This is a genomic window from Hominimerdicola alba, assembly GCF_900112155.1.
Taxonomy (GTDB): domain Bacteria; phylum Bacillota; class Clostridia; order Oscillospirales; family Ruminococcaceae; genus Hominimerdicola; species Hominimerdicola alba_D.
In genome coordinates this window covers 39946-62100 of the sequence record NZ_FOKQ01000020.1, presented here as the reverse complement: position 1 = coordinate 62100, position 22155 = coordinate 39946, and the positions used below count along the sequence as shown (strand labels likewise).

The following is a 22155-nucleotide window of genomic DNA, read 5'->3' as shown; positions in this document are numbered from 1 at the left end:
TTCATTGAACGGACGCTGTATAATATACTTGCGTAAGTCTGATAACGTATGCATTTTATCATTTTATAAAGTCGAATGGCATGGTGCGTACAGGTGTACTGCACTTATTATATTGAAAGGATATGAGAATATGGTCAAAAAGGTAATAGCATCGGTAATGGCGCTGACAATGGTCTTCGGTGGTGCAGCGATACCCGGAAGCGTGTTCGCGGAAAAGGGTGTTATCTCTGCGGGTGCCGCTGCTAAAAAGGCTATTATGAATCCCTATATTTTTGTTGATATGGGCGAGGACTCAATAAGTCTTGAATGGGAGAAAGTAGACGGTGCTGAGGAGTACGCCATTGTAGGCATGGTAAACAACAGATGGAAGATCCTCGATCAGGTCAAGGATAATTCTACAAAATATTCCCTGAATTCATATTTGCTGGAGAACCTGAAGGCAGGCAAAAAATACACTGTTGCAGTTGCCGCTAAGTTTAACGGAAAGTGGAACACAGATCTCTCAAACGCCCTTACCGTAGTACTTGGTATGCCCGCCAGCGTTTATCCTTGGTTCTCTGCTAACCCCGTGGGCGACGGCAAAATACGCTTTGCGTGGGACTATGTTCCCGAAGCTGAAAACTACGGTATAGTTGTATTCGTGAACAACAAGTGGGTACTCTATGAGGAGCTTCAGGGCGGTGACTTTTGTTTCCTTGACTGGACAACACCGCAGCTTCCCAAGAAGACCTACAAGGTAGCTGTAATTACCAAAGTCAACGGAAAGTGGATGACAGAGAAGGCTCCCTCCCACGCAATCACGGTTACTGTAAAGTAAATAAGATCGGACCCACCGAAAAAAGTATGTAAGAGGTCAGTCAACTGTAGTAAAAAAGTATTATCCTTGCATCAGGGACTTGAAATCTTATTTGAAGGCATAAAGTTATTGAATGTACCGTAATGGCTTCTGAAATGATAACGTTATATCCGATACGACCAAAATCACGGTCGTATCGGATTTTTTTACCTATCTTCTCATAATAAAATCAATTACACTGTACTTGTAGATCCTCCACCATGGTGTAGCTAAGCTCTTCATTTAGAAGAATAATTTAAATGTAAAAAACAACGCTCTACTGAAAAATCAGTAGAGCGTTATCAAGTTGCCTATTTCATTATACTAATTTTTATCTTTTATTAAAGTCTACAACCGATTTAAGGAAAGACTTCATATCTAAAGCATCATTTTGATTTCTTTGACCATCGTGGTTAAAGTCTAAAAACTTGCGACCGTTTGAATTAAAGATAGAATAATCATAATAACCTGCTAAGTGGTTTCTTAAAGCAGTTAAATCGTTGTTATCAAAATTTTTGTCTCCGTCAAGATCACCGAAAACAGTGTTGAATTTTATAGTATTATAGGAACTAAAATTGTTCCATATTGAGTTCTGATATAAATAAGAAGTATAGAGCTTTGAAGGACGGCGAATAATATGTCGTGTATTTTCTGTGTAAAATTCTTTTTCATCTACATTTGGTTTGTAAGATGAAGACGGACCATTTTGGTGACACCAATTTGAGTCTGCTTTCAAAAAGCATCGATGGCTTTTATATTCTACATCATGACTTATATCCACATGATAGTAATCGTTGTAAACCTTTACGATAACAGCTGCGTGATTGCCAAAACCTTCATAATATGCTTCGAAACCGGAATATTGAAGAAGTTGTACATAAGCACGTGCAAATCCGTCACAAACAGCCTGTTTATCAGGATTCATGAAAACACACCAATCACCATATGAATACAATGTTCCTTTATATGTATGGTTATTGATGATCCAATCGTGAAGAGCCTTAACCTTTTCATAGTCATTGCTGCAATATTTTACTGTATTCGTTGCAAGGTTCCTTATATATTTTTCCATAGCGTATGCAATAGCTATGTTGTCTTCATAATTAAGTGTGGAGAATACTTTTCTTATGCATTTATACTTAGATGAATTGTTTGTATCCACACTGTCAATAACAGACTGAATGTTCTCACCATTTATTGAAGTAAGATTTGTTAATTTAGGAAGAACACCTCTTAATACGTTGATATAACTCTCGTTGTCGATGAATCCCATGTTAATATCAACATTAGATACACAGCCGGCTATCTTCAGATTTTTGCTGACACCTTTAACAATTTTATTGTCGATAGAGTATGGGATACTCAGAGAGGAACTTGTAGAAGTTGATTCTACTAAATAAATTTCTGAGCCATTTCTGTTTCTACTAGCATATTTCCATGTTCCACTAGTGTACATGTACATGCCTGAGGTGTTTGTTGTATATCCATAATCACGAGCATATGTTTCAGGGTCAACTGAACCTGCGGCACTGGCGGTTATAGAAACACTATTCATGATAGGTAAGTTGAGTACAGCACCAGATGATGCCATTGAAAAAGCAAGTATGGTTGCTGCAATACGTTTATTCATGTTCATTTTCATTTTTAATTCTCCTACTAAATAAACTTTGTTGAAAACCGTTTTAATTTGTGTATTACACAAATTTTAACGAATTAAATAGATTGTTTGTTATCATGCGCATGATTTGATAAATAAGTTTATCAATGATTGTGATTATAACATTTTTTACAATTGTGTCAATCGTCATTAAGCACAATAATCTATGCTAAATTAGCTTAATTAAGTAACAAACGAAACACAATTAATTGTCGGCGCATAATTTAATCCTCTATCTAACTCGAATATTGAATGCATTCATATACTAATGCCGATTTCAGCATAAAAGTAACGCTTTTTATGAAATTTTTTTCTATTTGTATAAATGCACCAATTCCTGCTGTGTTATTAATGGATATTTTGATGCTGTTGCGATATTATCCTAGCGCGTAAATACGCTTGTCTCCTTTTTGTCTATTTAATTTGAATTACATGACATCGTGGTAAAAGCGAGATGCAATTGATCTGCATCTCACTTTTTTATGCTTCTATCTTCTCATAACAAAATCAATAACACTATACTTGTATATCCTCCATCTGTTGCCGATCTTGAATCCCTCCAGTTCACCTGAATGAAGATATTTCAGCATAGAATTTTTTCCGATCTTCAGAAGCTGCATACACTCCCTGGGGGTAAGGATATCCGGTACTTTTTCAAACATGGTAAAACTCCTTTCGTAAGAAAAATGTTGGTTTAAAACGGTTTGTTATGTGTTATTTAAGTGTTCAATAAACCGTACACTTTTAAAAACGCATACCGGAATTTTACAGCTATACATTATCCTTTTGTAAACCATTGGTTTAATAAACAGACAGGAGGTTTTATTAATGAAAACAAAAGGTATCATGATGCTGGTAAGCTCGGTGCTGCTGAATGTCACAGGCAGGCTGATCCTGAATGCGCTCAAGAAGAAGGTGAGATGAACATGAAAGCAAAAGTATTTGCAGATACATCTGCAATGACCCGTGATGAGTGGCTGAAATACCGTACAATGGGTATAGGCGGCTCGGACGTTTCTGTTATCGCAGGGATAAATCCATATCGCTCGGTTTTTCAGCTGTGGCTGGAAAAGACAGGTCAGACCGAGCTCTGTGAAAACGGTAATGAGTGTACACATTTTGGTACAGTTCTTGAGCCCATAGTAAAGCAGGAATTTACCGAAAGAACAGGCATAGCAGTAGCTGAACCAAAGTACATCTATCAGCACCCCGACTATCCATTCATGTTCGCAAACCTTGACGGTGTAGTCAACGTTGACGGAGAAGACTGTATCTTTGAAGCAAAGACAGCATCAGCCTACAAACAGAACGAGTGGAACACAGGCGTACCGCCCGAGTATATGCTGCAGATACAGCACTATATGGCGGTGACAGGACTGAAGAAGACCTACATAGCCGCTCTTATCGGCGGTAATCATTTTGTGTATAAGACAGTTGAGCGTGACGATGAGATAATCTTAGACATTATCGAAATGGAACGCAGATTCTGGGAAGAAAATGTCCTGGGCGGTGAAGAACCTGTACCCGATGGTTCAGCTAAAGCATTGAGTGTAATCTGAAAATCGTCGTCAGGATAATTCCCGACGGCGATGAAATACGATATGTGCGCTCTGCACCGGATCGGCGTTTGAAATTGCTACGCACTTCACAAGAATGGTTACAATTATTCCGCAGAGCTGGACTCTGGAAGAATTATGGTATATACTGTATCTACAATATTGATTTGGAGGTACACAGCTATGTTGAAAATATCTGAATTGGCAATGCCGAGAACACGCAATGTTACTACTTTATGCAACGGCAGGCGTGAGGTCTGGACGGACTACGAAGAAGCGAAAGCCTATTTCCTTGAAATGATGATGTCCACGGACGGCGAGGAACATGAACGTGCTGAGTGCGTTTATATTTAGCTTATGCACGGACTTGACGAGTGCAGCGACGAGGAAGAATGATCACTACAAAGCAAGTTATCAGTGACGGTAACTTGCTTTTTTAATTTAACCTGAACTTTACATACTGATACTGTTCAAGTTTACATTGGTATGATATACTGGATACTTGAGGAGTGTGAAAAAATGCTGATATATATAGTTGAAGACGAAGAACGCATAAGGGAACTTGAAAGCTATGCCCTCGAGAAGAATGATTTTGAAGTGATGAGTTTTGAAAATTCAGTGGAGTTCTACAAGGCTCTGGGAATCAGACTACCAGACCTGATACTGTTGGATATAATGCTGCCCGGTGATGACGGGCTTACGATACTGAAAAAACTTCGTAATAATACGGTGTATGAGAATATCCCTGTTATCATCATTTCCGCAAAAGATACCGAACTTGATCGAGTGAAAGGACTTGACCTCGGGGCAGACGATTATATGTGCAAGCCTTTCGGGGTAATGGAAATGGTCAGCCGTGTCAAGGCGAGACTTCGTGGATCATCAAAAAACACAGACGGTCAGATAACATTTGAAAAGCTGACGATCTCTGAAAAGACAAGAGATGTTACCACAGAAGGCAGGACGATAGAGCTTACCTATAAGGAATTTGAACTTCTGAAAATGTTCATGGAAAATCCGAGGATCGTTCTCAGACGAGACGATATACTTGACAGGATATGGGGGCATGACAGCACAGGACGCACTCTCGATGTGCATATCCGTACTCTCAGGGCAAAGCTGGGTGAATGTGGCCGATATATCGTGACAGTGCGAAATGTTGGCTATAAGCTGGATAAGGACGAGTGATATGGAAAGAAAAATACAATTCAGCTTGTTCTATATGGGGATAATCACGGCTATTACAGGTATTGTGATAACCACTGTTGTTTGCTACGGCTTCTTTCATAGAGAAGTCAAAGAAAATCTGACACATGAATGCAATATCGTGGCTCAATGCTATGATAAGATAAGCTCTCCCGATGAGCTCGAATGCTTCGCTCAGGAAGACTTCCGTATCACTCTTATTAAAAAAGACGGTACAGTCCTGTACGAAAGTGATGCCGATGCGGAAAATATGAGCAATCATCTTGATCGTCCTGAGATAGTACAAGCGATAGAAAACGGAACGGGCAGTGATACACGCTATTCGGATACGATCGGTACAGAGGATTATTACTATGCTGAAAAGCTTGATGACGGCAACATCCTGCGTGTATCTATCCGCTCAGATTCAATATTCAGGCTGTTTGAACGCTCTATACTTATCATACTCATTGTAACGGTCTGCATAATTGTTGTATCTATGTTTGTTTCCGTAAAGCTGACGGACAAGCTGATCGCACCGCTCAAACGCATACCCGAAATGCTTGAAAAGAATAAGTCGCCCGAAGAAATGGGGATCTACAGCGAGATCATTCCACTTGCAGAGGAGATAAAAACTGTGCGAAGTTCACAGGAGCTTATGCGGCAGGAATTCACGGCAAATGTATCTCACGAACTGAAAACACCATTGACCTCCATTTCGGGCTATGCAGAACTAATCGAAACAGGTTTGGCTCAGGGAGAGGATTGCAAGAAGTTTGCAGGAAATATCAGAACAGAAACTGCAAGACTGCAAACACTGATCGGTGATATACTGCGCTTGTCAGAGCTCGATATGATTACTTCGGCTTCCCTTGATGATGTTGTGGATATAGCCGCTGTTGCAAAGGAATGCAAAGAAAGGCTCACAGGGCAGGCTGAAAAGAAAGACGTTCGTATCTCTATACACGGGACTTCCAAACCAATAAAGGGCAATCACACAGAGCTGACCGAGCTTATATACAATCTCATTGACAATGCGATCAAGTACAATCGTGAAAACGGCAATATCGACATTACGATAGAAGACAATAGGTTTATCATAGCCGATACGGGAATCGGTATGCCGAAAGAAAGTATTCCCCGTATTTTCGAGCGTTTCTACCGTGTTGACAAGAGCCGCAGCCGAGCAAAAGGGGGGACAGGGCTCGGACTGTCGATCGTAAAGCACATCGCAGACCGCCACGGAGCGCAGATAGATGTAGAAAGCACTATGGGTGTCGGAACAACAATAAGTGTATATTTCAGATAGGAGATCATTATGGATATTTTTTCAATATGTACTCTATGTGGAGGATTGGCATTCTTTCTCTTCGGAATGCACGTTATGTCGGAAAGTCTTGAAAAAGTAGCGGGCGGCAAGCTTGAAAGCACGCTGAAAAAGATGACCTCAAATCCTGTTAAGAGTCTGGCACTCGGTGCAGGTATCACCATCGCCGTGCAGTCATCATCTGCTCTGACGGTCATGCTTGTGGGACTTGTCAACTCAGGCATTATGCAGCTTGAACAGACTGTCGGCGTTATTATGGGTTCAAATATCGGCACAACACTGACAGCATGGCTGCTCAGTACCGCAGGCATTAAAAGCGACAACATAGCCGTTTCAATGCTGAAGCCCGAAAACTTTGCGCCTATCGTTGCTTTGATCGGTATCGCAATGCTGATGATGAGCAAGAAAAAGAAACGACAGGACATAGGCACGATCATGGTCGGATTTGCAGTGCTGATGTATGGAATGGAGCTTATGAAAGAGGCAGTTTCTCCGCTTGCAGAGACCGAAGGCTTCTCCGATATGCTGATCGCATTCAAGAACCCGATACTCAGCGTCCTTTTCGGAGCATTGTTCACAGGTATAATACAGTCATCTGCGGCATCAGTCGGTATATTACAGGCGCTCGCTATGACGGGGGCGATATCCTACCGTATGGCTATCCCGATCATTATGGGACAGAATATCGGTACCTGTGTGACCGCACTGCTTTCCTCGATCGGAGTAAATAAGAACGCCAAAAGAGTGACCGCAGTACATATGTCCTTCAATATTATAGGTACCGTCGTTTGTCTGACATTGTTTTATGGAACGAATGGACTATTGCATTTCAGCTTTGTGGATAAGCCCATAGGCGCTGTGGAGATCGCAGCGGTACACTCCGTATTCAATATAATGACGACGGTGATGCTACTGCCGTTCTCAAATCAGCTTGTAAAGCTCGCCCGAAAGCTGATACCCGACTCCAAAGAAAAAGAAGCAGAAGTACTTCTCGACAAACGTCTGCTTGCAAACCCGCCTCTTGCAGCTTCGCAGTGCAGAGAGCGGACCAAGGAAATGGCAGTCATCGCAAAGGAATCACTGCATGAAGCATTGTCAGCGATGTTCACTTATACGCAGAAGGGCGTTCTGAGCGTAGAGGAGAAGGAGCAGAAACTCGATGTCATGGAAGATCAGCTTTCCGACTTTCTGCTGGAACTATCTTCGCACAGCCTGACTGATGAAGACAGCCGGACTGTTACCGAACTGCTTCATAGCATCAGCGATTTTGAGCGTATCAGCGACCACGCTATTAATATGATAGAGATTGGTTCTGAGATGAATCAGAACGATCAGAGCTTCTCCGATAGTGCGAAAGCCGATTTCGCTACGCTCTTTGCAGCTCTTACAGAAATATCCGAGATCACCGTCAAGGCTTTTTCCGAGCAGGATACCGGTATCGCTATGACCGTTGAACCGTTGGAGGAAGTCATCGACGACCTGACAGCCACGATACGTGACAAGCATATCTCCAGACTTCGTACAGGCGAATGCAGTCCGGAACTTGGTGTATACCTTTCCGATCTGCTCATCAACTGCGAGAGAGTGTCCGACCATTGTTCCAATATTGCTGTAGCCATTATCGAGATAGGACAGGCAAAGCTCCTCAGCCATGAATATATGACTGCTCTGAAAGCTGAAAGAACACCACAGTTTATTGAAAGCTATACGGCTTATGGGCAGAAGTACAGGCTGGCAGCTGACTGATCGTACTAATATCAGAAAAAGACAGATACCTCATGTGTGAAGTATCTGTCTTTTCATGTTATAACCCACGGTTATCAGCGTTTTAATGACGAAATAGTATGGATATGTGTGGCTCTGACCAAAGTTATAGTACAGCTTATCCAGGAGATAGGTATGCGCATAGCCCGCAGGACTGACAAGCGCGCTGCCTGATCCCCTAAAAATACAAAGTAAGGAAAGATGAAAAATGACATTAAGATTTACGAAGCTTCGTCATTAAGAAAACGATCAAATTCTTTGAACTACTTTTGCTTTAAGTCCTTGGTGGCATCTGTATAGATCTTCATCGTGGTATCAGCAAAGCTTTATGTTGGCAGAAATATCAACTTAATATGCAAAGCGGCCAAGATCTCTCTTAGCCGCTTTGCTTTTGTTTTCTTTTGACGGTTTATATAACTTTTTGGAGGCTGTTTACAAACCGCTCTGGATTTTTTTATATTTCATTCTTCAATGATCTGTGTATCTATAAGTTTCCCAACAAACAAAAACCGTGCATTTTCATAATCGAATGAACAGGTTGATAGGGCGATGTACCTGTCTTCATCGGTCAGTTCCGTATCAGCCAGACATATGCTGTTCTCCCGAATGATATCCACCCACTGTACATTATCTGCGGGAACATCATAAACAGTATCAAAAGCACTTACAATGGCGAGGGCAAAAAATTCGATACGATAGCTGTCCGTCAGGGTCACCAACCGACCGCTTCTGTGTTTTTCAAATTCACCAGGATCTCTGAATTTGCGTATATCACCGAACATAGTATCCCCCATATTATGTCCGTACAATATACTCTGATCATCGGAAAAATCGGCTCTGCAGATCTTATCCAGAAAGATTGCACCGTGCTCGTTTTCCAAACCATCAGCCCCGTGGTGAAGATAGTACTGATTATCATTACCCTGAACAACAGGATAATCTATGTTAGATTCTTCAACATACAGCCAGCCTATGAGATCGGGGCAGTCCTTTGACAACAGCTTCAGTTTTTCATGTATGCTTTCTTCATAAGATCTGACGCCGTCAGCTTTTTCAGCCGATGTCGGAATGATCGCCTGTTCTTCACGTGACGCAGCCGCAGGTGTTTTTGTATCATCAGATGATATATCGCTATTATCACCCGATGTCTGACTGGTTTCCCCTTCAGCGGTACTGGATTGTACAAAATGTACCGCAGATGTGCGGAACTGCCGCATTACCGCCAGGGATATCGCCACTGCCAGCAGTATCATAGCCGTCCGAAAACGTGCCGATCTATACATAAACATCACCGTCACTTATATGAATGTTTCGGTCCTGTATCCTGAAATATCCGAAGATATCCCGTCAGATAACATCATTATCCTCTCTATGTTTTCTGCTGCGTATTACCATAACTATCAGAACAGCACCTGCGGCAGTTAAGATAATGAAAGGTGCAACACTGAACAGCAGTCCTGTAACAGATATATCCTTCATAGTGTTTGTAAATGTTATGGTTTCAGTGCCGTCGATATCATATACAGCGTTCATTTCTGCTGTTGCATCGGGGGAAACTGCAACGGAAGCCGCTGCATCAGCTGTACCGCTCTTCAGATCAAGAGCTGTGTTATCAGTGCCTTTTGCCGAAGCAGTGTAGATATCACCTGTGTCATTTTTCTCTGTAACTTTGATCGTTGTTCCTGCGGGCAGACCTACCAGAACGATCTCATCATTCTGTCCGAGTTTAAGCCCTGTGGTTGCATTTGTAATACCATCAAGAGTCCATGAACCATTAGCTGCAAGGTGTGCGTCTGTCAGTGTACCCTGTTCTCCGCCTATATTTATCTGATAACGGAAATCATCAGAAGATGTTACATTAGGATTGCTAAGCTCGACCTTGAAGGGGAACTTGTGGGTAGTATCTGCAAGTTCACCGTCGATAGTCTTCTTGACTTTTGCATTGTAGGTATAATACTTATCGGAATTAAGTGAGATAACATTCTGTCCGCCGACAATTTCGGTTTCCCTTTCGGTATCAACATCAAAACCTGTTACCTTGCCTTCGGTTATAGATGTTGAATCGGTATATGTAATGCTGTCACTTCCATTTTCACTCTTGAAAAGTACATAGCCGTAAACTTCAAGACCGTCCTTGTTTGCATTATACTTGGTATATATATCGAGATATATCTGATCTGATGCACCTCCGTCGGTTACACCTGCTGCTGTGAGTGTGGCAGCTGTTGTAACATCGGTGATCTTGTAGCGGTAGATTCCGGGAGGATTCGCCTGTATTTTAGTCGAATCATCATTCGGGTCATAAGCCGGATTGAATATCTTATTTGCATCTACGGTTATCGTCATGCTGTTAGATACCTTTTTTGCCTCATTGGGATATCTGGTTCCTGCTTGGTGTATAGTATCTCCGCTGCCGCCGAAAGTTATGCTTCCCTCAACAATACCAGTCGTGCCCGTAATATCACCTGTTGTGGATATAGCTTCGATCTTGCCCGAGTGAACTTTGGTAGCTATGGGAACAGCTCCCTCTTTCGGTTTACCATCTGTATCAAGGTCACTGTTTGCATAGGTTATTATCTGCGTTTCAGCAGTTGTTGATGCACTGGTGACATTGTAGCTGTATGTAATGTTAGGTGCATAGATAGGTAAGCCCTGTGTGTTGATAAGCAGTATATCCTTGTTAATGGGAATATCCTTCGTGGATACCGTCGGCGTTACAGTCTTTGCGTTGTCGCTGTTGATCATGCCGGTGCTGACTGCCGAAACAGTTAGGCTCTGTGTCATTGCGCAGGAGACGCAGATAGCGATCAGAGAATTTTTGATAGTGTTCTTTTTCATAATGATCCCTCCTTCAGATTATGAATATACCTTATCATCTTTTTGCTGAGTTGTCAGTTCTTCTTTATTGGGTAACTTACCTTTGTAACAGAACGTCAGATGATCTATTAACAGGCTTACCGCCGCAATAAGTATCATCAGCCCTGTCCATTTGTCACTCAGTGTCATCTTTTTGGTCAGGTCTTCCGTCATCAGGAAGACTACTATTGATACTATCAGCAATACACATTCAACTATCATACCGATATGCATTCTGTCTGTAAATCTTCTTAGCTGCTTACATATCTCCTCATTCTCTTCACTGCATCTCCTTTCTTCCGTATCGTTATTTTCATAATTTTCGTGACTGTCTTTACAGTCCGTTTCTTCAAGCTTTTTCGCTAATTTTTTGCTGTATGATATCTGCCTGTATTTTTTTCGTATAGCTGTTACAGGCAGAAGTATCAGAAAAGTTTCTGCCACACACAGCAGATTCAACAGTGCCCAGTGATCGCTGTCTGTAAAGTATCCCAGTGGAAGACGATGAGTACCCTCCGTCGGCACATCACCTGAACTGCGTTCCATATACTTTACAGCATCTTCACTGCTAAGGGGTCCTGCACTTACAAAAAGCACTATCCTGCCGTTTGTTACCACATCGGTGCAGGTGGAAAGGCCTATCAGCATCCAGTCTGAAAGTTCCTGCGGCATCTCCCTGTGCTGTACAGCGTGTTCACTCAGAAATTCCCTGAGTTCGGGAAATTTCTTATCCGCGTCTTTCGATATATTATAGATAACATTATCGTAAGCATCAGCATAGGCACAGGCAAATACTTTTATCAGATATGTTCCATTTTCTGTCTGTAAAAGTCCTTCCTGATGTGAATCGAAATAGTCCTTATCGAGGAAATTTCTGATATCACCGAACATTGCACCGTTATCCATGTGATGTCCGTATATGAGATTATACCTGTCGCTGAAATCACGCTCGTTCTCACTTGCAAGGTATATAGACCCGCTTAGTGTGGAATCTCCGTAAATATCCTTGTTAAGGTATTCAAGGTCGTCCCTACCCTGCACCAGAGGGTAGTTGATGTGGGTATCAAACAATTCCAGCCAGCCCACAACATCGGGGTTTATCTTACGCAGTTCAGCGAAAGTTTCAGTACCCTCCTCTTCGGCAGCCACCTTAGGACGGTATTGCAGAAGATCCTGTGAGATATAAGCATTCTGATTGGTATACCTGATATCATAAAGCACATACGCACCGAAAGCGAGCATCAGCACTCCTGCGCCTGCTGCGGCAAGCATCAGAACGGTATTTGCAGCTGACGCTATCTTGTTCAGGAGTTTCATGATACCACTCTCCTCATATGTTATGTCTCCGCAGGGTGATGACGACCTTTCCCTTTATCTCACTGCGGTCAACAACACCGTAGTATCGGCTGTCTTCGCCGCCGCAGCGATCATCCGAAAGCACAAAGCAGGTGTCTTCCGGCAGCGTTACGGGATATTCCACAAACCCCTCATACCTCGGGGTGGAAGTGTATATGTTCGTTTCCGTCACTGCTTTGCCGTTTATCTCCAGATGTTCATCATCTGTAATGTTCACCGTATCACCGCTTACCGCCACGATACGCCCGATATATACTCTTCCGTTCTTGTTTATCACCACCACGTCCTGAGCGGTGTACTTGTCCTCAAGACGATAATATAACAGCAGATCTTTCATCTTTATATTCGGTGACATATCATTGTTCGGTGCCGTAACTGCGCCCATGGCAAACCCGAACAGCAGCCAGATAAGTATTATTATCACCAGCAGATCAAGCAGGAAGATCTGCACCGGCTTCATTGGCGACCTGTGCTTTTCAGAGGATACTCCCTCTCCGTTAGGTCCTCGCGGCCCCATGTTATCAGCCGCGTCAGTATTACTGCGGTCAAATATCCTCATAACTCTTTTTCCTCCTGATATGAATATACATCAGCCATGCCGAACCTGTGAGAAATACCGCACTCAGTATCATATACGGTACCTTGTTTTCTTTCATTCCCGTAACAGGCACGGGCTTAACGTTATTGTTCAGTACTATGTCCGTATCCTCGCTGATGATGATATGGAAAGAATTTTCCTCATCAAGGGTACAGCTGTAACCGTCCGCCGTGGCTGAAAGTTCGTAAAGTTCTGTTGGCATGAACTCAGTTACCAGATATCTTCCTCGCGGAAGTCCCATCACAGTAACATCGCTTCCGTCCTTTACTTTGAACTCCACGTATCCTGTCATCGTTCCGCCTATGGTCTGATGGCCTACCTCAACAGAACTTACCTCGTTCCCGTCGGGTGAATATCCGCTTACAGGCAGATATGTCATATCCTTGATAAGTGAGGAATTAATCCTTACAGTAAATTCTGCGTTGTCAGGAGCATCACCGGTAACTTTCTTACGTATGCGCATCTGTATGCCCTTTGTACGGTAGATCACGTAGATAACAGGCTCTGACGGCATATTGTTCCATTCCTCATCCGGCGATCCGCGGTATACCATATGTCCATCATTGAATCCCGTGCTTAGCTGTCTTTCCGAATATACCTCTTCCAGATCCGAAACTCTTACATCAGTTCTGCTGCCGATACCTATACGCGTGTAGTTCAAAAAGCACTTCCAGCACTCTCCGTGATCTGTATCATACTCATCAAGATCGGGCGGAACTTTGAATGCTCCTGCCTCTGTCTGATCGAATTCCAGCGTTCCGTATGCGTTCAGCGGCAGATATGAATTCTGCTCCACCGTCACATCATTAAGGTGTACAGCTTCCGAGTTTCTTGTAACAGGTGTTATCAGTTTCAGCCTGCCGTTGGGTTCTTCTATAACGTAGCGTATCGTAGGCTTTTCGTAGTATATCAGCCAGATATCCCTGCCGTCCAGCAGTTTTTCGGTATCGTTGTTCAGCCACAGCTGATAAATATCTTGCTCGGCTGTCATCTGATAGCTGAGATTCGTAACAGGCATCTCGATGTTTGCAAGTTCACCGTTCGGCTTCTTGTCAGCCGCAGCTATCATGCCGAACATATATCTGTTATTGTCGCTTATCAGCGTATCGGGGTCTATTGCAGTAAGATCATACACCGAGCCTATGTCTATGCTCTTTGTGTATACACTGCTGTCACTTACTCGCAGATCGTCCCTTGCGATAAATCCGTCGTTTTCCGCAACAGCCACGTGAAGAATCAGCGGCATTGGAGTATGAGTGTTTTTATAGTTCACTGTATGATCTGCGCTGTTTTCGGCTGTGGTATAGGAATATGCAAGCGTACCCGCATCTACCGTACCGTTCGATGAAGTCGAAGTTATATCCGTTTCAAATTCAGGTACAGCTGTCTGCTCAACAGTGAAGTTCTGAGTTATCTCGGTAACTATAACATCACGGTACCAATAGTTTCCTTCCGTGTATTCTTCATCATTATTCGGGATCTTTGAATAGAACAGCGCAAATGATACTGACTGTCCGTCACAAAGGTCTATATTCTGTTCATCATATTCTGTCGGACTCTCGGATTCAACAACAGGTGATCCGTACTGCTGATAGTTTCCTACACCATACTTGGATTTTCTGTACCGTGTCGTTGTGACAGTTTTAGTTTCAGTGATTTTCACTGTATACTGAAATTCCTTTAATATATCCTCTGGCAGACCTGCCGTGGTTTCGCTCAAAGTGATGATGGTCGGCTGTGTAGCGTAGTATACAACATAAAGCTGAATATCATAGCCGCAGTTTACAAAATCTGTGCCGTTCAGCGAGTATTCAAATCCCCGCCAAGTGTTGCGTATCTCCAGATAAGGACGCGAGCTGTTGCTGTTCGATGAAGCTGTTATCATCGTCAGATCTTCCGCACTTGCCGCATTCCGGCTTCCGAATGCAAAGGAGTAGTACTCGCGGTTATCATTTGATACCGGATAATCCAGCGGTGTCGTCAGCTCATTATTCATCACATAATTTGCCACCGCCGCAGTCTTCGGTGCCCCCGCTATGGTCTCTACTTCATCGAGTGCCCCTGAAAACTGCATTTCAACATATCCAATATCCACGTCTTTCGGACGCTTATGGAACACCAGATATACTTCCTGGTCAGAAGGCAGTATACTTTCTGTACCGCTGCTGTATGTTATCTTTACAGCCCTGGCATCAGTATCATAGCGTATATCCGTTATACTTCGGCTATCTGAGATATTGTTAAGACCTGTCTGTATAAACGCATCGCTTATGCAGGCAAAATCGAAAGTGTAGTGCTCACCTGCCAGGGGTATCGGCTCGGCATACACTCTTGCCGTGCTTTCCGTACCTATGTCGATAGGCACATCTGCCGTGAATGTTATAGCACTCTGTTTGCGCCATTCACTGTCTTTCAGCACCAGATTTGGGTCAGATGCATCTACTGCGTGTACGATTACCTCAGGCGGACTGTTCCAGTAGCCGTAAAGGGTAATTTCCCGGGTGATGATCGTCTCAAAGTCAAACTCCGGAACAGAACCCTGACCGCTGCTGTAACGCTGTGCGCTCCAGTAATGAAATACTATCAGCGGGTCGTTGCAGTGAGGTGTGCATGACGGCTGTTCGTGAAGTGCCGAATTCAGCTTTACTTCGCGGTAATACATATCGTTATAAGCGTCGTAGTGATAAGCACTGTCCTGCTCTTCCCAGTTTCCGCCCCAGTTTGAATCCAGCTTATTCTTGTCGAAATAAACCTTGACTTCCCATTCAGCATACAATGTCTGGGGAGTGCCGTCAAAGCCCGCAGTAACTGCCGTGTCTATCAGACGGTTGGCTCCGGCTTCAAAATGTATGCCGCTTCCGTCAGGCTTGGTATTCCAGCCTGTAAAACGGTAATTCAGGTTCTCAAATATATCTCCGCTGAGTTTTATGTGGGAATTGTTCAGCAGATGACTAACTCTTACAGAAGTGTTCGTAACACTGTATACAGGACGGCTGTTCTCGTAGTCCCTTTCAGGGTCAACGCCTATACGTCCGCCGTAGGATAACATACAATCCTCATACCCTGCCGTGGGCATACCGCTTTTCAATGAACCTCCGTTGGCATCATATATGACAGTTGCCGTATCCACAGGGATATATACTGCCTCCATGATTATAATGCGCTTTTCAGTACCGTCTTCTGTCATGGTTATTTCTGAGTAAGATTCTTTCAGTTCAAAGCTGTGTCCGGGCGGATAGATACGTCCGCTCTTATCGCCTCGAATATGCCAGCCGATGAAGTTCATACCCGCCGGCGCAACGGCTGATCTTGTAACAACTGCCTTTGCGTTTCCTGTGTAAACAGATTCTGCCAGAAGCAGGAACACATCATCTTCCGATTCATCTCGTGCGTCTATCGTACCGTCACCTGCGTGATAGTCTATATGGTAAGCGCCCAGTTCTTTCCAGTGCAGGCGCAGCAGTATATCATGGTCTACTTCCTGATCGAAGTTGAAAGGTGTTTCATGACCTGTCTCCCTGTCGACCTCATACCAGCCCGCATACTGATACATCTGCTTGTCTTCTGCCCTGTATCTCCTGCTGAGGTCTGCGCCTTCCAGCTCCTGTGAGTAAAAAGCACGTCTGTCGGTGCAGGCTGATTCCGCAGGATCCCATTCTTTGGAAAGATGATAATAATCTCTGTCATAAAGGTGGTAATAATACTCACCGTTATCGTCCTGAACATAATTTCTTGTGGTGTGGATATACTCCACTATCTTGTCACCGTGATAAGATTCCCAAAACCATGTGGAGGAACCCTCAGGCAGCTGACCGCCGTTGGGGTCTATCTCGATGAGATACCACTCCGCTTCCCAGCCCGCGTATACTATCATGTTGTGGGCAGGCATGGTCATGTCGTCAAGGTCTGCTTTCGCGGAACAGTGCTGATCGAAATACCAACCGCTGAAACTCCACCCTGCCTCCGCTTCGGGAAGCTGTACACCGCCCAGATAGTTTTCGATATTGTCTCCGTAAAGCACGGATATATCAGCTATAAGACTATTGTCCCTTGAATCCATGAATTCGATCGTGTAGCTATTTCTGGTGTAGTAGAAATACAAAGACGAATTCGGAATGGTGTTGTTGTTCCATGAGGTGTTACTTCCTACGTTCACAACAACGTTGTTCTCATTAGCCGCACATTCTCTTGTAAAACCCTTAAGCTCCCAGAAATCCGCAGCGTAGTTTATATAGTTGAAATCATGGGTAAGATCAAGGTAAAGGGAATAGCCTTTATCCCTGAATGTCCTGACGTTCTCAGCACCGGGAAGTGCCTCAACGTAGTAGTGGAAATAACGTGTCTGATTAGAAGTTGTGGTATGATCGAATGTCAGATTTTCATCGGGCATTATTTCCATACGGGTGATACGCTCTTTGTATGTGGATGAACCAACAGGTTTCCATGAAGTTGGCGGATTGGTCTGAGGGTAGGAAACGTTATTGCTGCCTGTGAATGACCATATATCGCTTATATCCTCACCGTATCGGGCAGTCACGGTATGTATGATCCTGCTTGGGGTTGTTGTCCTGAATGTTACCGTATGCACATTGCGGTCATAATACACATTCAGTATGGTAGTTCCGTTGCCTGCGGCTTCTTTGCTTTCGTCACAACGCGCATAATGGAATCCTGTATAGGGACAGTTCTGATAGCTTGCAGGTACTGATACAACTGTTTCTGTAAGCGCGGATATCTGCTCACTTGTTTCAAAATCGTAATCATCGTCTTCATCATAATTGGCTTTCTGCTTCCAGCAGATGATAGTGTATTTCGTCTGTGCAGGAGTCCAGAATGCCTCTAATTTCAGATCATGGTCGAAGATCAGCCGTCCGTTCTCAATATGCATATGTTCCAGCTGTTCGGCATCAAATGCAGGCGATTCCAGAAGATCAGCCAAATGGTCAGTTATCCTTACAGGTTCGTGTCCTTCTTCTCTAAGATACCAGCCATAGAAATTATAACCCTCTCGGCGCGGTACACGGATATCATCACTGCACGCGCCGTTCTTTGCTTCAACCGAACAGGGCGGGATATACGAAGCACCGCTTCCTGTTGCGCCCGAAATAAATGTTATCCAGCGCAGAGGTTCAAATATGGGGTAAAGGTCGATAGTATGTGAAGGACCAACATGATTCTCAACATCTACTGCTATGACCGACGGAAGCGGAGTGCGGTCTGCGTTGGGGTCTTCGTTTACAGCATAATCGTAAGACCAGCCCTTGAACTCCATATGGGGTGCCTGTATCTCCTGATGTTCTGTACCCTGTACAAATGTACTTCCATCGTGTGTAGCAGTCACATCATCTACGCTGAACTGATTTACCTCATCTGTCAGCGTGACCATTTTTGTAGCAAGTATCGCACCGGGTGTGCCGTCAGCATTTCGCTGATCGTGAAATACCACGAATATACAGTCTGCATATACAGCCCCGACTTTTACCACTCCCTGACTATCCTCTGTAACAGGGGGCACGTTTGAAAAATCTATCCCCTCATCGTAAGTTCCTGTAACCTCATTGTATACGTACCAGCCTATGAATGTCTTCGTTCTTGATTCCAAAAGCACAGGCAGCTGAGGAAAGATAGGCTTTTCATCGCCCTTTATCGTCTGTTCGCATATCTCTCTGCCCGATGATGTCGGGAAGTAATAAAGTGAATATACCCCGCTGTCATCAGGTGTATAGAATTCATAAGTCCTGAGGGGGATAGTTCCATCGTCTATCTCATAAAGCGAGAATCCTGTTGCCTGAAAGATAACAGTATCTCCCTCTACGGAAAAATCAGTTATCTCCTGGCGTATGCCGTCATCGGATATGTGCCACAGACGCATATTCTTGTTGGCAGCATTTGCCTTGCCTATCTTGCTGTTTGTTATCTTCGCGGTGATAGGTGCTTCCGATTCAGGCTGAAATACCTCGCCGTCCTTGGTTATGGTTATATCATAAGAACATATAGCGCCGCTTTCGGTGTCGCTGTACTTCTGAACAGTAAGGGTCGCATTTGAAGGCATAAGTCCGTCAAGAGATACCGATTCCGAACCATCTCTGCCGGGATAAGCACTCAGCTGCTGATATTCAAGCCCGCCGATGTCTGTTACTGTTGTTTCTTCCGATGTCTCAGCTGTTATCTCTTCCGCTGATGCTGCCATCAATTCAACAGGAAAGCAGTTGAACAGCATCGCTGTTGATATAAGAAGCGGGATCAAACGCTTTATCTTTTTCACAGGTATCCCCCCTTCGGAAATTTATTTCAATCATTTTCTTATGTTGTTATTTGAACACAGTGTTAAATAGTTTCGCTCAATTAATTCATATGTTTTATGATTTTATCTATTATGATTATATCATACCAAGTGTTACAAAGCCGTCACAGCGAAAACGTTTCGTGTGTTCAGGTGGTGAAAATATAATGAAAATCAGATGAAAATATATTGCTATTACGATGTTTGCAAAGGCTGTTCAAAAATAACTTTTTTTCCTTACGAAAAAATTTTCGCACCACTTGTTTTGTTGTATTTTCACATAAAAAAGACCCTCCCTCCTTCACATTGGAGGAAAGGTCTTTATACCCATGAAAACTCATCAGCTATGGTCTCCAGTTCTCCCTCATATCTCACTGAACCGTGCTTGATACCAATCTTTCCGTATTTCTTTTCTATAAGATCCCTCTCACCTATCTCGTCAAGGGATTCGATCATATCCTTTATAAGCTGCCGCAGATATCCCTGCTTGTCCGGATCTCCATCCCATAATATGCCCAACAGCTCCCCGTTTGAACACAGTGCCCCGTTACGGTAGACAAGGTACGCGAACATTTCCAGCGTCCTGCTCCTGTGAAAAACAAAAGCTTTGCCATTGTCGAACAGAGCAAAAGGCGAACATCTCACAAGTAAACGGCTTTGAGGCGCGTCTATCGGGTATCGCAGATTCTGCAGTTCACGCCTCAGATCTTCCTCAAAAACAGGTTTTCTCAGATACCCGCTGGGGTGAACGCCGTAAGCTTCATAGCAGTATTTTGTAAATCCCGTCACAAATATTATATTCAGCTTGGGATAAAAATCCTTAATCTTTTTTGCCAGATCGATCCCGTTGATACCGGGCATCTCCACATCAAGAAAAACTATCTGCACTTCCTTTGAAAGCAGCTTGAATGCCTGCTCCGCAGTATTCGCAGTCATGTGTGTGCCACCGGGGTCGATCTTATTCATAAGATGCTGCATCATCTCGGATATCTCAGGCTGATCGTCAACCGACAGCGTTATCAATCTTCTCATCTCCAGACTCTTCTTTTATGGTTATCCGCGCAACAGTGCCGTCAGGTACTTTCATAAGTTCCAGCCTGCCGCCGCAGACCAGATCAAGCCTTTTTATTATATTCTCAAGTCCAACGCCCCTTCGCTCTTTGTTCTTTTCGATATCAGGACGGTCTCCCGTGCCGTCATCTTTTACCTCAATGACGATATATCCGTCTTTGCGGAACGAGCTGATACCCACCGTACCCCCATTTTCACGAGATATGCCGTGTCTTACGGCATTTTCCACCAGTGGCTGAACAGACAGTGCAGGTACTGTAAAATCATCACACATTATGTTGTAATCGACTTGCAGCTTATCCTTGTAATTCATGCGTTCAAGTGTCAGATAAGCCTCGATATTGTCCATCTCCTGTTCAAAAGTTATGGGGCTTTCTTCGCTAAGTATATCAAAATGCGACCGCAGATACATGGAAAAATATTTCAGTCCCTCGTATACATCGGGATACTCTCGGCTGCGGGCGCATAGCGTCATCAGCGAGTTGTTTATGAAATGGGGCTGTATCTGCGCGATAAGCAGCTGATTCTTGCTTTGTTCCAGCAGGTAGTTTGATCTTTCCAGCTCAGTCTGTGTCTTCTCCAGTTCATGGATACTTCTTATAAAACTGTCTTTCTTGTTCTGTTCATGCAGCATGAATAATATCAGTGCCGCAAATGAAGCCATTGTGCTGTTAAGATTATATGTCATATTAAGGCTGACTATCATAGCCACAGTATGAAAACCCGCTGCCGTGATAACAGCTTTTGCCAGAAAACTGTAGATCCGCTTCCATTCAAGCACCGTAACACATATTATGAAAATATAGGTGATTATCGTAGTCAGCTGCCATATCGGGAATCCCCGGGAACGCTCATATCGGTTATCCTCGGTTATTTGGTAAAAGATCCCTGTGTACCGATTGCTTATCAGCATCGCATACAGCAGATACTGTACTGCCTGCACAGCGATTATCATTCGCCGCAGACCTTTCATACCGTGCTTGTCAGCAATGTATTTTCGTATTATTTTCAGAATAAACTGCGTGATACCTGCGCAGGAAGCATAGTATGTAAAAGTTCCGATACGAACTATATAATAAGCGGTACTGCTGTTACGTCCCCCGAAGATAAGAACAAAAATATCACTTAAATTGTAGATCAGCACCGATATATAAAAAAGGGTAAGTTCTTTTGTGAGCAGAACCGCCCTGCTATTTATTACCTGATAGCGTTTATCGTCCTGCCTGCCCACAAGCATCGAATAAAGCATAAACAAGATAAAACACTCATTCCAGCATTTTACGATTATCTGTGCGAACTGCATCGCCCCTAAATGCGATATCAAGCTCTCCATATTTACAGCATCACCTCATTTATCGCCATGATCTTAATTAAGGCAACATCCGCCTGAATTGTTATTCTCATTTTATATAATTGTGATATTGTCTAAATATTTGTTTATTATATTATACATCAAAGTTATGTTCATGTCAAGTTCATTTTTTAATAATTAATGAATTTGACTGGATTACATAATTTTACATAATGCCTTTGTTTTCCAGTTTTTCGCGTGGCTTGAAAATGCTATGGTCAGCGGAAAAGGAAAACTCAATGATGCTGTAAGGTTTGGGCTGAATGAGCGCAAATATCTTTTCTGCAAAGGCATTGGGTAGTTGATTGGAAAATAA

At 43.4% G+C, this 22155-nt stretch carries 16 protein-coding genes; 7 read left to right on the top strand and 9 right to left on the bottom strand.

From position 1 onward, the window contains the following. The first annotated feature begins 130 nt into the window (after window positions 1-130). Window positions 131-817, top strand: a complete 687-nt coding sequence (locus tag BM265_RS11855) for a fibronectin type III domain-containing protein (protein ID WP_074962033.1) — start codon at window positions 131-133, stop codon at window positions 815-817. A 349-nt stretch (window positions 818-1166) separates the two neighbouring features. Here the strand turns inward: BM265_RS11855 and BM265_RS11850 are convergent, their stop codons facing one another. Further along, on the bottom strand, window positions 1167-2477 hold the full coding sequence (locus BM265_RS11850) for a transglutaminase domain-containing protein (RefSeq protein WP_074962032.1): 1311 nt from the start codon (window positions 2475-2477) through the stop codon (window positions 1167-1169). A gap of 503 nt (window positions 2478-2980) precedes the next feature. Then, window positions 2981-3154 (bottom strand): helix-turn-helix domain-containing protein, encoded by a 174-nt coding sequence (locus BM265_RS11845; RefSeq protein WP_074962031.1) that lies wholly within the window; start codon window positions 3152-3154, stop codon window positions 2981-2983. Window positions 3155-3418: 264 nt separating this feature from the next. On the opposite strand from BM265_RS11845, the gene BM265_RS11840 reads away from it, so the two are divergent. The 6 genes from BM265_RS11840 (at window position 3419) to BM265_RS11820 (ending at window position 8498) form a co-directional block, all read left to right on the top strand. Beyond that, a complete protein-coding gene (locus BM265_RS11840) occupies window positions 3419-4051 on the top strand; it encodes a YqaJ viral recombinase family nuclease (RefSeq protein ID WP_242940834.1) in 633 nt (210 codons plus the stop codon). A 180-nt stretch (window positions 4052-4231) separates the two neighbouring features. Continuing rightward, window positions 4232-4402: a hypothetical protein gene (locus BM265_RS20105; protein WP_177219586.1), complete on the top strand. Its 171-nt coding sequence runs from the start codon at window positions 4232-4234 to the stop codon at window positions 4400-4402. Between the two features lie 165 nt (window positions 4403-4567). Then, on the top strand, window positions 4568-5236 hold the full coding sequence (locus BM265_RS11835; RefSeq protein ID WP_081358444.1) for a response regulator transcription factor: 669 nt from the start codon (window positions 4568-4570) through the stop codon (window positions 5234-5236). Between the two features lies 1 nt (window position 5237). Then, window positions 5238-6542: a sensor histidine kinase gene (locus BM265_RS11830; protein ID WP_074962029.1), complete on the top strand. Its 1305-nt coding sequence runs from the start codon at window positions 5238-5240 to the stop codon at window positions 6540-6542. Between the two features lie 9 nt (window positions 6543-6551). Then, complete coding sequence (locus BM265_RS11825) at window positions 6552-8306, top strand: Na/Pi cotransporter family protein (protein WP_074962028.1); 1755 nt, start codon at window positions 6552-6554, stop codon at window positions 8304-8306. Window positions 8307-8342: 36 nt separating this feature from the next. After that, window positions 8343-8498: a hypothetical protein gene (locus BM265_RS11820; RefSeq protein WP_242940833.1), complete on the top strand. Its 156-nt coding sequence runs from the start codon at window positions 8343-8345 to the stop codon at window positions 8496-8498. A gap of 287 nt (window positions 8499-8785) precedes the next feature. Here the strand turns inward: BM265_RS11820 and BM265_RS11815 are convergent, their stop codons facing one another. The 7 genes from BM265_RS11815 to BM265_RS11785 form a co-directional block, all read right to left on the bottom strand. After that, complete coding sequence (locus BM265_RS11815) at window positions 8786-9607, bottom strand: class B sortase (protein WP_177219585.1); 822 nt, start codon at window positions 9605-9607, stop codon at window positions 8786-8788. A 64-nt stretch (window positions 9608-9671) separates the two neighbouring features. Then, window positions 9672-11162 (bottom strand): DUF7601 domain-containing protein, encoded by a 1491-nt coding sequence (locus tag BM265_RS11810; protein ID WP_074962026.1) that lies wholly within the window; start codon window positions 11160-11162, stop codon window positions 9672-9674. 18 nt (window positions 11163-11180) lie between these two features. Next, a complete protein-coding gene (gene srtB, locus BM265_RS11805) occupies window positions 11181-12497 on the bottom strand; it encodes a class B sortase (protein WP_074962025.1) in 1317 nt (438 codons plus the stop codon). Between the two features lie 13 nt (window positions 12498-12510). Beyond that, window positions 12511-13095, bottom strand: coding sequence for a signal peptidase I (gene lepB, locus BM265_RS11800; protein WP_242940832.1), 585 nt, complete (start codon window positions 13093-13095; stop codon window positions 12511-12513). Beyond that, window positions 13082-19399, bottom strand: a complete 6318-nt coding sequence (locus BM265_RS11795) for an InlB B-repeat-containing protein (RefSeq protein WP_074962024.1) — start codon at window positions 19397-19399, stop codon at window positions 13082-13084. Before BM265_RS11795 ends, lepB begins: the two co-directional genes overlap by 14 nt. A 339-nt stretch (window positions 19400-19738) precedes the next feature. Further along, entirely contained in the window at window positions 19739-20449 is a 711-nt protein-coding gene (locus BM265_RS11790) for a LytR/AlgR family response regulator transcription factor (protein ID WP_081358442.1), read from the bottom strand. Further along, window positions 20421-21821: a sensor histidine kinase gene (locus tag BM265_RS11785; RefSeq protein WP_081358441.1), complete on the bottom strand. Its 1401-nt coding sequence runs from the start codon at window positions 21819-21821 to the stop codon at window positions 20421-20423. Before BM265_RS11785 ends, BM265_RS11790 begins: the two co-directional genes overlap by 29 nt. Window positions 21822-22155 lie beyond the last annotated feature (334 nt).